The organism is Mesorhizobium sp. M7A.F.Ca.US.002.01.1.1 (genome assembly GCF_004022955.1).
Lineage (GTDB): Bacteria > Pseudomonadota > Alphaproteobacteria > Rhizobiales > Rhizobiaceae > Mesorhizobium > Mesorhizobium ciceri.
In genome coordinates, this window is sequence record NZ_RZQE01000121.1 from 1 (window position 1) to 13,588 (window position 13,588).

The 13,588-nt window shown below is 62.9% G+C and carries 12 protein-coding genes; 9 read left to right on the forward strand and 3 right to left on the reverse strand.

The window, feature by feature from the left end; genetic code table 11:
* The 5 genes from EN932_RS14595 to EN932_RS14615 form a co-directional block, all read left to right on the forward strand.
* Nucleotides 1-874 (forward strand): molybdopterin cofactor-binding domain-containing protein (locus tag EN932_RS14595; protein ID WP_164890487.1); only part of this gene is annotated, 874 nt, incomplete at its 5' end.
* A 231-nt stretch (nucleotides 875-1,105) separates the two neighbouring features.
* On the forward strand, nucleotides 1,106-1,585 hold the full coding sequence (locus EN932_RS14600; protein WP_013530702.1) for a (2Fe-2S)-binding protein: 480 nt from the start codon (nucleotides 1,106-1,108) through the stop codon (nucleotides 1,583-1,585).
* Nucleotides 1,582-2,565, forward strand: coding sequence for a xanthine dehydrogenase family protein subunit M (locus EN932_RS14605; protein ID WP_127369008.1), 984 nt, complete (start codon nucleotides 1,582-1,584; stop codon nucleotides 2,563-2,565). Before EN932_RS14600 ends, EN932_RS14605 begins: the two co-directional genes overlap by 4 nt.
* Nucleotides 2,562-4,859 carry a xanthine dehydrogenase family protein molybdopterin-binding subunit gene (locus tag EN932_RS14610; protein ID WP_127385323.1) on the forward strand — a complete coding sequence of 766 codons (2,298 nt, stop codon included), beginning with the start codon at nucleotides 2,562-2,564 and terminating at the stop codon, nucleotides 4,857-4,859. Before EN932_RS14605 ends, EN932_RS14610 begins: the two co-directional genes overlap by 4 nt.
* A gap of 123 nt (nucleotides 4,860-4,982) precedes the next feature.
* On the forward strand, nucleotides 4,983-5,318 hold the full coding sequence (locus EN932_RS14615) for a hypothetical protein (RefSeq protein WP_127370446.1): 336 nt from the start codon (nucleotides 4,983-4,985) through the stop codon (nucleotides 5,316-5,318).
* 70 nt (nucleotides 5,319-5,388) lie between these two features.
* On the opposite strand, the gene EN932_RS14620 is transcribed toward EN932_RS14615, so the two are convergent.
* Nucleotides 5,389-6,450: a 2-oxoglutarate and iron-dependent oxygenase domain-containing protein gene (locus EN932_RS14620; RefSeq protein WP_064993942.1), complete on the reverse strand. Its 1,062-nt coding sequence runs from the start codon at nucleotides 6,448-6,450 to the stop codon at nucleotides 5,389-5,391.
* Nucleotides 6,447-7,406: a LysR family transcriptional regulator gene (locus EN932_RS14625; RefSeq protein WP_013530698.1), complete on the reverse strand. Its 960-nt coding sequence runs from the start codon at nucleotides 7,404-7,406 to the stop codon at nucleotides 6,447-6,449. Before EN932_RS14625 ends, EN932_RS14620 begins: the two co-directional genes overlap by 4 nt.
* Between EN932_RS14625 and EN932_RS14630 the strand changes: the two genes are divergently transcribed.
* From EN932_RS14630 to EN932_RS14645, 4 genes are read left to right on the forward strand one after another with little or no spacing between them, the layout of a single operon-like run.
* Entirely contained in the window at nucleotides 7,382-8,743 is a 1,362-nt protein-coding gene (locus tag EN932_RS14630) for a BMP family ABC transporter substrate-binding protein (RefSeq protein WP_164745855.1), read from the forward strand. The two genes, EN932_RS14625 and EN932_RS14630, sit on opposite strands and share 25 nt — an antisense overlap.
* On the forward strand, nucleotides 8,743-10,293 hold the full coding sequence (locus EN932_RS14635) for an ABC transporter ATP-binding protein (protein WP_127388326.1): 1,551 nt from the start codon (nucleotides 8,743-8,745) through the stop codon (nucleotides 10,291-10,293). The genes EN932_RS14630 and EN932_RS14635 overlap by 1 nt, the downstream gene beginning before the upstream one ends.
* Complete coding sequence (locus tag EN932_RS14640) at nucleotides 10,286-11,344, forward strand: ABC transporter permease (protein WP_013530695.1); 1,059 nt, start codon at nucleotides 10,286-10,288, stop codon at nucleotides 11,342-11,344. Before EN932_RS14635 ends, EN932_RS14640 begins: the two co-directional genes overlap by 8 nt.
* Nucleotides 11,345-11,358: 14 nt before the next feature.
* Nucleotides 11,359-12,282 carry an ABC transporter permease gene (locus tag EN932_RS14645; protein WP_064993944.1) on the forward strand — a complete coding sequence of 308 codons (924 nt, stop codon included), beginning with the start codon at nucleotides 11,359-11,361 and terminating at the stop codon, nucleotides 12,280-12,282.
* A gap of 394 nt (nucleotides 12,283-12,676) precedes the next feature.
* On the opposite strand, the gene EN932_RS14650 is transcribed toward EN932_RS14645, so the two are convergent.
* Nucleotides 12,677-13,588 (reverse strand): outer membrane protein (locus EN932_RS14650; RefSeq protein ID WP_245483284.1); only part of this gene is annotated, 912 nt, incomplete at its 5' end.

Consider the following 13,588-nt stretch of genomic DNA (forward strand, 5'->3'; position numbering starts at 1 on the left):
GCTGAGAGCCGATGGCAGCGGCGTGATGGAGACCGGCGCTCAGGACATGGGGCAAGGCGCCTGGACCGCCTTCGCCCAGATCGCCGCCGACGGACTGGGACTGGATATCGACCAGGTCGATTTCAGGGCCGGCAGCTCCGATCTGCCCAATGCAGGCATTGCCGGCGGCTCCGGCCACACGGCGACGGCCGGCATGGCGATCCACAATGCGGGCGCCGCCGTCATCGCCAGGCTCGCCGATCTCGCCACCGGCGACGAGGGCTCGCCGCTCTACGGCGCCGGCAATGAAGGCGTGCTGGCGCGCGGCGGTCGCCTCTATCGGCGCGACGATGAAAGCCGCGGTGAAAGCTACGCCGAGATCCTCACGCGCGCGGGCCTCACCGAGATCGAGGGCCACGGCAAGGGGGCTCCCGACCCGGCGTCTCAGGAGGCCTATGCCAAGCACGCGCATGGCGCCGTGTTTGCCGAGGTGAAGGTCGATCCGGATTTTGGCCAGATCCGTGTCACAAGGCTGGTCGGCGCGTTCGCCGCCGGACGGGTCATCAATCCCAGGCTGGTGCGCAGCCAGTATTATGGCGGCATGATCTGGGGCGTCTCGTTCGCGCTGCATGAGGAAGCCATCACCGACCGGCGCTCTGGCCGGATCCAGAATGCCAACCTCGCCGAATATCATGTCCCGGTGAATGCCGACGTTCCATCGATCGAGGCGTTGCTGGTCCACGAGGACGACCCTCACGTCAACGCGCTCGGCATCAAGGGCGTCGGCGAAATCGGCATCACCGGCACGGCCGGCGCCGTCGCCAATGCGGTCTGGCATGCGACCGGCGTGCGGCCGCGGCGCTTTCCGGTCCGCATCGAGGACCTGCTGGGGTGAGGAGTGGTCCACCTAGCGGATGGGAAGCCAATTGCTTGGCTTCCCGAACGACGAACGGTGAAAGCCCGGTCCGCTTCGGGCGCACCAAAAAGTCCAGTGGACCTTTCTAAGGGGCTGAACGCCCGAAGGCGGGGAGCGGCAGCGAAGGGCCGCACAGCCGGCGCCAGGTCCCCGCCGGCTGCCAAAGATGAAATCAACGACTTCGCGTCAAGCAACTGGAGCCCGACGCCCATGACCAAAACAACGATCCCAGTTCATCTCGACATCAACGGCCGTGATCACGATCTGCAACTCGAGCCGCGCGTCACGCTGCTCGATGCCTTGCGCGATCGCCTCGGCCTGACCGGAACCAAGAAGGGCTGCGACCACGGCCAGTGCGGCGCCTGCACCGTGCATATCGACGGCGAGCGCGTGCTGGCCTGCCTGACGCTGGCCGCACAAGTCGAGGGCCGCACCGTCACCACCATAGAGGGGCTTGCACGGGAGGGCGAAATGCATCCCGTGCAGGCTGCCTTCCTCGAACAGGACGCCTTCCAGTGCGGCTATTGTACGCCGGGCCAGATCATGTCGGCGGTCGCCTGCATCCGCGAAGGCCATGCCGGCTCCGACGAAGAAATCCGCGAGTATATGGCCGGCAACCTCTGCCGCTGCGGCGCCTATCCGCACATCGTCGCCGCTGTCCGCCAGGCAGCATTGGAGGCCGCATCATGAGGGATTTTTCGTATGTGCGCGCCAATTCGCTCGATGCGGCACGCCAGGCGGCCGCCCTGCCCGGCGCCATGCTCTTGGCCGGCGGCACCACGCTGATCGACCTCGCCAAATGCGGCGTCGCCGAGCCCGAGACGCTGGTCGACATCGCTCATCTCAAGGGGTTGGACAGGATCGAGGTGAACGAGCGCGGCGTCACCATCGGCGCACTGGCCAGGATGAGCCATGTCGCCGACCATGCCGACATCAAAAGCCGCTTTCCTGCGGTATCGGAAGCCCTGTGGCAGGCGGCTTCCGCGCAGATCCGCAACATGGCGACCATCGGCGGCAATCTGATGCAGCGCACGCGCTGCCCTTATTTCCGCGACCCGGCGAATTTCCCCGCCTGCAACAAGCGTCAGCCCGGCTCTGGCTGTTCGGCGATCGGCGGCGTTACCCGTGGCCATGCGGTGCTTGGCATCAGCGACGCCTGCATCGCCATGTATCCGGGCGACCTCGCCGTGGCGCTGGTCGCCTTCGATGCGATCGTGCATCTGGGCGAGCGCCACATCCCGGTCGACGACTTTTTCCTGCTGCCCGGCACCACGCCGGATCGGGAACATGCGATCGAACCGGGCGAGATGATCACCGCGATCGAGATCCCCGGCTCGGCCTCTGCCCGGCGTTCGACTTATCTCAAGATCCGCGACCGGCAATCCTATGAGTTTGCCGCCGCGAGCGCGGCGGTCGGCATTGAGTTCGAACCTGACGGCCGAACGATCCGCGATTTGCGCGTCGCGCTTGGCGGCGTCGCGACCAAGCCGTGGCGTGCGCGGGCCGTGGAAAACGCGCTGAAGGGCAAGGTGCTTGAGCCGGACACTGTGCGCGCCGCCAGCCTGCTCGCCGTCGAAGGCTCTGTCGACCATGGCGCCAACCATTACAAGGTCGAACTGGCGCCGCGCGTCGTCGCCCGCGCCATCCGCAAATTGGGAGAGACGGCATGACCGTTCACAACATCAGGCATGGGGATGCGTCCGACGGCGCTTTTGCCGAAGCCGTCGGCGGCCGGCTGTCGCGCATCGACGGCCCGGCCAAGATCACCGGTGCGGCGAAATACGCCGTCGAGCAGCAGCTCGAAGGCCTCGCCTACGCCGTCCTGGTCGAGAGCACGATTGCATCGGGCAAGGTGCGCGCGATCGACACCACTGCCGCCGAGGTGGCGCCCGGCGTGCTGCAGGTGCTGACGCCGGACACCATCATCAGCCTGAAAACCGCGGCGGACTGGTTCGGCACGCCGCCGCCCGACAAGCCGTATTGCCCACTCGCGCGCGACATCACCTTTTCGGGTCAGCATGTCGCTGCCGTGGTGGCCGAGACCTTCGAGCGGGCGGTCGCGGCGGCAGCACTGGTCCAGGTCAGCTATGAGGAAACGCCTGCCATCGTCGACCTCAGCGACGGCAAGGCCGGCGATGGCATCGCGATCGATGCCATGACCAAGGAGTGGGGCGACGCGCAAGGTGCGTTTGCCTCGGCGCCGGTCCGCATCTGCGCCGCCTACAACACGCCGCGCGAGTACCAGGCGCCGATGGAGCCGCATGGCCTGATCGCCCGCTGGGAGGGCGACCACCTCACCGTGTGGGAGCCGAGCCAATGGCTGGACGGCATGGCGCGCACCTATGCCGAATGGTTCGGTGTGCCGTTCGAGAACGTGCGGCTGGTGTCGCCCTATATTGGCGGCGGCTTCGGCTCCAAGGCGCTGGCGCTCAGCCATGGCGCGGTGGCCGCCTGTGCGGCCAAAATGCTCGGCCGGCCGGTGCGGCTGGTGATGACCCGGCCGCAGACTTTTACCGGCTATGGCGGCCGCGCGGCGACGCGCCAGACGGTGACGATCGGCGCCGACGTGCAGGGAAAGATCCAGTCGATCGTGCATCGCGGCGTCAATGAAACATCCATCGACGGCATGTGGGTCGAGCCGCTCGGATCGGTCACCTCGATCATGTACACAACGCCGAATTTCTCCTCGAAGCAGAATGTCGTACGGGTCAATTCGGTGGTGCCGGGCGCCATGCGCGCGCCGGGCGAAAACCCCTCAGCCTTCGGTATCGAAAGCGCCATCGACGAGCTTGCCTACGAGGTCGGCATCGATCCGCTGGAGATCCGGCTCCGAAACTATGCCGAGCAGGATCCACATGCCAAAAAAGCTTGGTCGACCAGGCAGTTGCGCGAGGCTTTTGCTGCAGGCGCCGAACGCTTCGGCTGGTCCAGGCGCACACCCGAACCGCGCTCGATGCGCGACGGCAACCAGTTGATCGGCTGGGGCGTCGCCGCCGGCACCTATCCGGTGCGACGCGCCTATGGCGAGGCGCTCGTGCGCATCCTGGCCGATGGTTCGGTCGAGGTCGAAAGCTCCTCGATCGACATGGGCCAGGGCACCTACACGATCCTGGCGCAGACCGCCGCCGAAACCGTCGGCGTACGAGCTGACGACGTGGTGGTGAAGCTCGGTGACTCCCGCTTTCCGCGCGCCGGCGTCACCGGCGGTTCGCGGCTGGCCGGCGTGATGACGGGTGCGGTCTACAAGGCGGCAACCTCGGCCCTCGACCAGTTGGTGGGCCTCGCCATCAGCGATCCACGCTCGCCCTTCCACGCGCTGCAGGCCAACACGCTGGTCGTCGCCAATGGCCGTATCGCTTCGCCGCGCGGCGACGGCCCCGATGTCTCCGTCGCCGAACTGCTCAAGAGCGTCGGCCGCGACCACATCGAAGCCACCGGCGACACCATGCCGGCCAATTCGACGCCAGAGGATCGCTACAAGAACTACACCACCATCGCCATGTCGGTGCCGCACACCGAGGGCGACTATTCCCGCCACTCCTGGTGCGCGCATTTCATCGAGGTGCGCGTCGACGAGGACTTTGGCACGGTGCGTGTATCGCGCGTGGTGTCGGCGCTGGATTCGGGCCGGCTCTACAACCCGAAACTTGCCGAAAGCCAATGGAAGGGCGGCATCATCATGGGCATCGGCCAGGCGCTGCTCGAAGAAGGCATCGTCGACCGCCGCCACGGCCGCATCGTCAACAACAACCTCGCCGACTACCTCGTGCCGACCAATGCCGACATCCCCGACATCGAGGTGATCTCGGTCGGCATCCCCGACCTGCATTCCTCGGTGCTCGGCGGCAAGGGCGTTGGCGAACTGGCCATTGTCGGCGTGGCGCCGGCGATTGCCAACGCGGTGTTCCATGCGACGGGAAAGAGGATCAGGGATCTGCCGATCACGCTGGAGAAGCTGATTTAAGGGCGGTGGCCGATCTCCCCCTTGAGGGTCCCCTTGTGGGGAGGCCAGGCCGCAGCTTCGGGCGGTGGTGCTCCCTCCACACTTTCACCTTCAGCACTCGCGCAACCATCAAGGGGTAAGACCATGAGCGATATCCATTTTGGCACCGGCAAAATGCCCCCTGAAAACATTACCCCCCTCAGCATCGCCGACTGGCTGTGCCTTGCCGCGGCCATAGCCGAAACCGAGGCCCGCCACGCGATCCGAAAACCGCTGACCCGGACGACGAGCCGTGACTTCCTTATGCAGGTTTTCTGCTCCGTTGCTGCTCAAAGCCCAAATCGGGAAGACCGCGCTCCACCAAGCCCTCAAAGCCGAAAAATTAGCCACATCCACCGTCAAACCGAAATGGGTTCTTCTGGTGACGCCATGGCTAACCAGTTAACGCGACGCTACCCATCGAGGGTGCTATCATATTGATCTCGGTCAACGGACGGCGGGTATGCGATGCGCGGCCACAGGAGCGGCCGCGCATGACAGGATTATCCGCTTAAGCCGCGGTTTCGGCGCCGGCCTCGCTTTGCGCGGCATAGTGCGCAAATGTCGCCTTGAAGCGGCCGTTGACGTATTCGCCCGACGTGATCGGAGGGTACTTCGCAGGATGATCCTCATCAATGCAACTGGGAAGCACCTCGATCACGGCATCATAGTTTGGACCGAAGAAGAACGGGATCGAATAGCGTTCTTTGCCGGAACGATTCACCGCGCGGTGGACGGTCGAGGCGAAAAGGTCATTGGTCCAACGCGCCATCTGATCTCCCACATTGACGACGAAGCAGCCGGGGACGGGATCGGCCGCAATCCACTCGCCAGTTGCATTCAGTACCTGCAAGGCTGAAATACCATCCTTCTGGGCCAGGATCGTGAAGCACTCATAGTCCGAATGCGCCCCAATGCCGATCTGGCGGTCATCGATCTCGCCAAACTGCGGTGGATAGTGGAGCACCCGCAAAGTTGCGAGCGGCTTGCCGACCAGCAGGTCGAAATATGTCTCCTCCAACCCAAGAGCCAGAGCAAAGGCATGGAGCAGGTGGCCACTCAGCGTCAGCATCTCGGCATGGTAGGCTTCCAGTGCCGTTCGGAATTCCGGCCTGCCCGCTGGCCACTGGTTGGGACCGTAGAGTACTTTGCCGGCCTTCACGTCCGGATCGTCGGCTGGCACATCCAGCGCAATATCATAGGATTCGTGCAGGTCTCCGCGCGCGGTCGGATCCGTATTCTCTTCCAATATTGCCGCATAACCGCGATTATTCTTTGAATTGGAAACGTGATTCTCCATCTTCACGTCGTCGGATTCGGCGAAATACACCTCCGCCACCCCAAACGTGGCATCGATGACATCCTTCGGAACGTGATGGTTCTTGATATAGAGGAAGCCGACTTCCGTGCAGGCCTTGCGCAGTTCCTGGGCGAGCTTTCGCCTGGCCGCCTCGTTGCCTGCGAACATGGGCTCGAGATCGATGATCGGGATCTTGTCGAAGCTGACACGCTGCGGGTCGAGCCCTCCCCCTTTCATTGCACGCGCGCCATTACCGGTTTCAAGGACCTTCATTTTTCTGTTCCCTTTTCTTGCTGGCTTGCATCGAAGATTGTTTCGACGTAGTAGCGCGGCCCCGTGAAAACGAAGCCGGGCGAGAAGTAGCGGCCGCAGACATCCATGAACGCGGTCATCTTACGCGATGGGGCGTGCGGGCGCGATATGCGGATGCTGACCCGCTTTTCCGCGGACTCCCATGTGTCGAGCAACGGAATGAGGTGGCCGCGTTCACACTCGATCGTGGTGAAGAAGTGCGGTAGATAGGCAATGCCCTCGCCCGCAACGGCGAAGTACTTGATAGTCCAGTATTCGTTGGCGATCAGGTTGCTGCGCGGCAAGATACTTTCCTGCGCGGTACCTTTCTGTAGCCGCCAGTGCTGCAGGCCCGCCGAGGTGCGATAGACAATGCCCTGGTGTTCCGCCAAATCGGCGGGTTTTCGTGGCATCCCGGCACGCTCGACATAACTCTTGCTGGCAAAGAGTGCGAATTTTGCGGTGGAGAGCGTTTCGCCGACTTCGATACCTTCGTCCCATGAAATCACGGCGTCGAGCATATCGAGGCTCTCTGGCGCGTAGAGAACGTGCGGCGAAAAGAAGGTGAGTTCGATTTCCACCTTGGGGTAGAGCTTTCTGAACGCCATGAGCATCTGCGTGTAGTAGGCCGTGCCGAACTCCCCCGTGGCGCCGATCCGCAAGGTTCCGGTCACGTCGTCGCTCAGTTCCGTCACGGCGGCCCGCGCCGTATCGCAGCTTTGCAGGATCTGCCGCGCGTGCCCGAGCAGGGTTTGCCCTGCTTCCGTGAGCAACAGGACACGGCCGGAGCGCTCGAACAGAGCGACCTTCAGATCGTCTTCAAGCTGCTTGAGCCGGAGACTGAGCGTGGATTTGGGCAGGCCGTACAACTTCGCCGCGGCCGACAATGACCGCAGTTCCGCGATTTTTACAAATGATGCCAGAGCATCGGTGTTCATTTGATCGTTCACATTTCTGCACAAAGTGCCCAAAAAATGAGCATGATTATTTTTGTTGCATGAACGAACGTAATCGGCTGTTATGCACTGCACAAGAGCCAATTCGCTTTTGCCAAATCAAAAAAGACGCTCCGGCGGCAATCGTCACCGTGCAGGGAAGCTGCATGGGCGCGGCGTGCTTCCGGCTGAGAAAATCAAAGAAAAACAAGGGGAACCACGAAATGAAAGAGCGCAACACGAAGCCGTCCGACTCAGTTCGCCTGTTCGCGGCGGCGGCCACGGTTTTCGTATTCTGTGCTACGTCCGGCGCTTATGCCTTTACTCTGGAAGGGGCGCCCAAGGTCGCGTTCATCTACGCAAGTTCAGCGCAAGACGGCGGATGGAACGAAGCCCTCGAGGCCGGCCGCAAGGCCTTGGAGGAACAGCTACAGGTGCCCGTCTCGGTGACGGAGAACATACCGGAAGAGGCCACTAAGCTGCGCGCGGCGATCGATCTCTACGTCAAGCGCGGCTTCAACATCATAATCGGCACCACCTATGGCTACAGCGCCCCAATGGCCGAAGCGGCCAAAGCCTATCCGAATGTGGCGTTTCTGAGTGCTTCGGGCACGGAGAATGGGGCCAACATGGAAAGCTTCTATGCCCGCACTTACCAGGGTTGGTACCTTGCAGGCATCGCGGCAGGACAGGCGACGAAGACGAAGAAGATCGGCATCCTCGCCGGCTTTCCGGTCGGCGTGGTGAACTGGGATATCAACAGTTTTGCACTCGGGGCCCGTTCGGTCGATCCTACGATCGAAACGGTCGCGGTCTTCGCCAACTCCTGGTGGGACCCGGTGAAGGAAGGGCAGATCGCCCAGGCCATTCTCGACCAGAAGGCCGACGTGCTCGCCACGAATCTGAGCGCGACCTCGGCGCTCGACGCCGCCGAAAAGGCAGGCGTTCCTTCGATAGGCTTTCAGCTCGACATGTCGCATGCCGCGCCGCGGACGATCCAGACCTCCGTCATCTTCCGCTGGGAGAAATATCTTGTGCCGACGATCAAGGAGATCATCGACGGCAACTGGAAACCCGAGGAATACGGCGCTTTCGAAGGCCTTGAAACCGGCGTGGTCGATCTTGCTCCTTTTGGCCCCTCGGTTTCCGAGGAGACCAAGGCAAAGGTTGAAGCAGCAAAGCAGGAGATCATCGCCGGCAAGCTTGATCCATTCCAGGGCCCTCTGAAAAAGCAAGACGGCACCATCGTTGTCGATGTCGGCGGGAAGGTCGACGATGCGGCGCTCTGGTCGATGGACTATTTCGTCGACGGTGTCATCGGCACCATGCCGGCGAAGTAATGACGACGGCGCTTCAGCAAGCGGGCGACATGCGACGACCGCTGGGCACGCCGGCGGCTCTGTTGATGCGCGGCATAGGCAAGTCGTTTGACGGCAAAGCCGCGCTCCGCGATGCGTCCTTCTGTCTCGAATGGGGGGAGGTGCATGCCATTGTCGGTGAGAACGGTGCAGGCAAGTCCACTTTGATGAACGTGGCGGCCGGCGTCTATGTAGCAGACGGGGGCGAGCAATCGATCGACGGCGAAGCGATCAGTTTGCGCAGCCCGCTGGAAGCCGCCGCCGCCGGTCTCGGCATGGTCCATCAGCATTTCCGGCTGGTCGAGAGTTTTACGGTTGCCGAAAATGTTCTCCTCGGCTTCGGCCGCAAGGCTGCTATGAAAACGCTGACCGATGCGGCGGCGATCGTTTCCGCCAAGTCGAGCGAGATCGGCCTGCCCGTCGATCCGCACAAGCTGGTAGCGAATCTTTCGATCGCCGAACGCCAGCGCGCCGAGATCATCAAGGTCATGCTTCTGGGCGCCCGAATTCTGGTCATGGACGAACCGACGGCGGTGCTGACCGACGAGGAAGCGCGCACGCTCCTCTCTTTTGCCCAACGATTGTCGAGGCAAGGTCACGCCGTGGTTCTGATCACGCACAAGTTCCGGGAGGTTGCCGCTTTCTGCGACCGGGTAACGATCATGCGGCACGGCGAGACCGTACTTGAGGGTGCGCGGGTTGCGAACGTCACCGAAGCGGAGGTGGCGCGCTTGATGGTCGGCGATGCCTTGACGGTTGCGGGCAGGCCGTTATCTCGGCCGGGTGATGTGTGTCTGAGCGTGGAAAGGCTTTCCGCACGGGCGACCGCTCACGGGCAAAGCCTGAACGATCTCGGGTTCGAGCTGCATGTAGGCGAAATCCTTGGCATCGCCGGCGTCGGCGGAAACGGGCAGGAGGAACTCGTTGCCTGCCTTCTCGGACTCGACCGTGCCGGCGCCGGCGCGATCGTACTGGATGGCCAGGACATATCCACCGCCAAGCCAGACCAGCGCCGCGAGGCCGGCTTGCGCGTCATCCCCTCCGACCGCTTTGACAGCGGGTTGATCCGGGAGCTTTCCATTGCCGACAATCTCGCGCTCACGACCGTCGCCAGCGGTAGCTTCGGCGGCCCGTTTCTCCTGAGCCGGCGGGCGATGCGCGAGAAGGCCGCCGAGGCCATCGATGCGTTCGATATCCGCGGCGCGACGCCGGAACGGCCGGCCTCTTTGCTCTCGGGAGGAAACGCGCAGAAAGTGTTGCTCGCGCGGGAGCTCGATCACGGCCTGAAGGTTCTCATAGCGCATTCCCCTTCTCGCGGGCTGGACATGAAAGCGGCCGAGTTCGTCCGATCGGCGATCCGCAGAGCTGTGGAAGCCGGCGCGGCTTGCCTTCTGATCAGCGAGGATCTCCAGGAGGTCATGTCCCTGTCCCATCGGGTGGCCGTCATGAACAGAGGAAGGATCGCCGGCTGCCGTCAGACCGGCGACGTCACGCCTGAATGGATAGGAGGCCTTTTAGCAGGCCATGCTTGACACAGCTTTCCTTGTTCGCAGGCAAAATCCCGGCTTCTTGTTGACCAGTCTCAGTTATGTTGGCGGACTGTTGGTCGGGCTGACGGTTTCGGCGGTGCTGCTCGTGCATGCGGGCGTGCCGGCAAGCGCTCTTGTGGATGAGTTCCTGATTGCAACTTTTCTGACCTCGGACGGCCTCTCCCAGACGGCGACGGCCGCTTTACCGTTGGTGCTAGTCGGCCTCGCCTCCGGCGTTGCCATGCGCGTGCGGTTTTGGAACATCGGCGTGGAGGGCCAGCTATGGCTCGGCGCGATCGCGTCAACCTGGGTGGCGCTGAACGGCAGCGGGCCTGAAGTGCTGAGGTTGCCGACGATGTTCGTTCTGGCGGCGCTTGCGGGAGCCGCCTGGATTGCGATTCCGCTTTTTCTGAAACTCAAGTGGGGCGTTAACGAGGTTATTTCGACCCTGCTGCTGGGAAGCGTCGCGTTTCTGCTCGTGCAGCATCTTCTGTTCGGGGTCTGGAGAGACCCTTCCAACAGCTTTCCCGTGACCGCCACCTTTCCCGAGGCGAGCTGGTTTCTCGTTCTGGGATGGGGGCAGTTGCATGCCGGAATCTTCCTGGTCGCCGTTATCGCATTGTCCATCTGGTTCGTCATGGAACACAGCCGGGTCGGCTTCTACGCGGATGCTGTAGGTTTCAACGCCAAGGCCGCGCTCGCCACGGGCCTGCCGGTGCTCAGCATAGCCGTGGGGCTCGTGCTGCTCTCCGGCGCTCTCTCAGGCGTTGCCGGCATGATGATCGTGGCGGGGACGGAGCACCGCCTCAACCAGTCCGTCGGCAACGGCTATCTCTTCAGCGCGATCGTGATCGCCTACCTGGCCCGCGCGAAGCCATTGTGGGTGGTCGTGATCTCTTTCGCGCTCGGCGCGGTGTTCACCGCCGGGAATGTCCTGAAGGTTTTCTACTCGATCTCCGAAGCGATGATCGTGCTGATGCAAGGCGCGGTACTGATGTCGATTTTGATGGCGCAGTTCTTCAGCTCCTATTCGCTCAAACGGCCCAAGAACTAGGAAGGGACAGTTGCATGGATTTTCTGATCGGCTGGATTGCCATCATTCCGAGCTATGCGGCACCGTTGCTGCTGGCGAGCCTCGGCCTCATTATCTGCGAAAGAGCCGGCGTTCTCAATCTTGGAGCGGAAGGGCTCATGGCGATCAGTGCCATGACCGGCGCGATGACGGTGCTTTCCGGAGCCGATCCTTGGGTTGGTCTTGCCGCCGGCTCAGCGGCCGCGATGGCTCTCGCTCTGCTGTTTGGAATATCGACAGTCGCCTTGCGCGCCAATCATACGCTCGCCGGCCTAGCCGTCGTCGCAATCGGACTGGGCATCACCGGGGTCGTGGGGCGACCCTACGTGCAGAAGACCTTTTCTGGCATTTCCACACTTGGCGACCTCTTCGGGATAGACCGCGGTTCGGCATTCGGCCGCATTTTCGCGGTGCAGGACCCGGTTACGCTGGCGCTGCCGACCCTGGTCGGCGCGCTCTGGTGGTGGCTTTCCAAAAGCCGACATGGCCTCAGGTTGAGGTCCGTCGGGGAAAACCCGGCCGCCGCGGATGTCGCGGGTATCGACGTGCAACTGGTTCAGTTCGGGGCTGTCCTGGCGTCCGGGCTGTTTTGTGGTCTCGCCGGAGCCTATCTCTCAGTCGCCACAAGTCATGTCTGGGTGGAGGGAATGGTCGCGTCGCGCGGCTGGATTGCCGTTGCGCTCGTCATCTTTTCGCGCTGGAACGCGGCTCGAGCTCTCTGGGGTGCGCTTCTTTTCGGAAGCGCGGATGCGCTTGTGCCTAGACTACAAGCCATAGGCGCCGACGTTCCTGTCTATCTCATGATGACTTTGCCGTACTTGCTGACGCTTGTCGTGCTGGTGGCAGGCTCATTGGGCGGCCGGCGCTCCGGCGAGCCGGCCTTCCTCGGCAGGGTCTATCTACGACAAGACAAACAATAAGGAACTTGCCCGGTTCATGAGCTCCGCGGCCCGCATCCTTCTGGACTTCGCGGATTTCATGGACAAGCATCAAGGATCGCCGATGTCTGTGCCGTCCCCCCTCGCCCGGCGCTGACCCTGCGGCTCCGCTCGACGCCTATTCGCGTGCCACTAACCGTGAGATCAAGAACAAAGCGCCACGGAGACGACAGAGGGGGTCGCCGCGCGTAAAGCGCCAACGTCATCCGCAACAGCAGGCCGAGCCCAGCCGGACCGCCCCCTCTGGCCTGCCGGACCCGGCCCTTCGCTTTCGTTCCAGGCGTTCGTCGTTCGGAAAGCCAAGCGATTGGCTTTCCGTCCGCTGCGCGGACCACTCCTCACCCCCCTCAAGGGGGAGATCAGCAGCTTCAGCGGATCAGAACTTGTAGCTGAGCCCGACCCGGATATCCTGTGTCTGGAGGTCGACATGGGTTTCCGTGGGCAGGCCGGCGGCCACCGAGAGGTCCTGGCTGCCGAAGTCCGAGTAGCGATACTCAGCTCGAGCGATCCACCTGTCGGTGAAGGCGTGCTCGATGCCGGCGCCAACGGTCCAGCCGACATGGCTGTCGCTGTGGAGCGTTACTTCGGCGGCAGGGCCACCGGCGCTGACCGCAATAAGCTCATACTTGGCCGCAGCGACGCCTGCAGTGATGTAGGGCAAGGTCCGATCGAAAGCATAGCCGGCCCGCAGCCGCGCCGACCCGGACCATTTGAGTTCGCTCTTGAGCAACGTGGTGACGCCGCCGCCGCCGGCGTCGAGGGCCGTCAGCCCATCTATGTTGCCATACGCAATGTCGGCCTCGGCGCCGATCACGAAGCTGTTCTCCATCTGGTAATTCGCGCCGATATGGACGCCGCCGATAAATCCGTTCGGATCGACGCCAACGTTGAGATCGGTGGCCCCGCCCAGTCCGCCGCCGGCGATGAACAGATTGGATTTTCCGGCCGCGTAGCCGATGTCGACGCCGGCATAGAGTCCGGACCAGTCGTAGCCGGATGCAACAGGCGAAACCTCATTGATATCAGCCGCACACGCCACACCGAGCGGCGCGAGAATGAAGGCCGTTGCGAGAAGAAGAATTTTCATTGTTGTCTGCCGCCCCATGTTGCTTCCCCGCCGCACAAATGAGCTGCGGAGATCCAGCTGTTGTCGAGAAATCCGGTGTTGCATTGTCCGCCGGCCGCGTCTTGGGCTGGGCCGCACCCGAATTGTCGGGGAAAGCACCACGGCGCTTTCCCGGTTGGTGTGGCTTTTCAGCCTCAGTCGATCGGCGCGCCGTGCATTCGG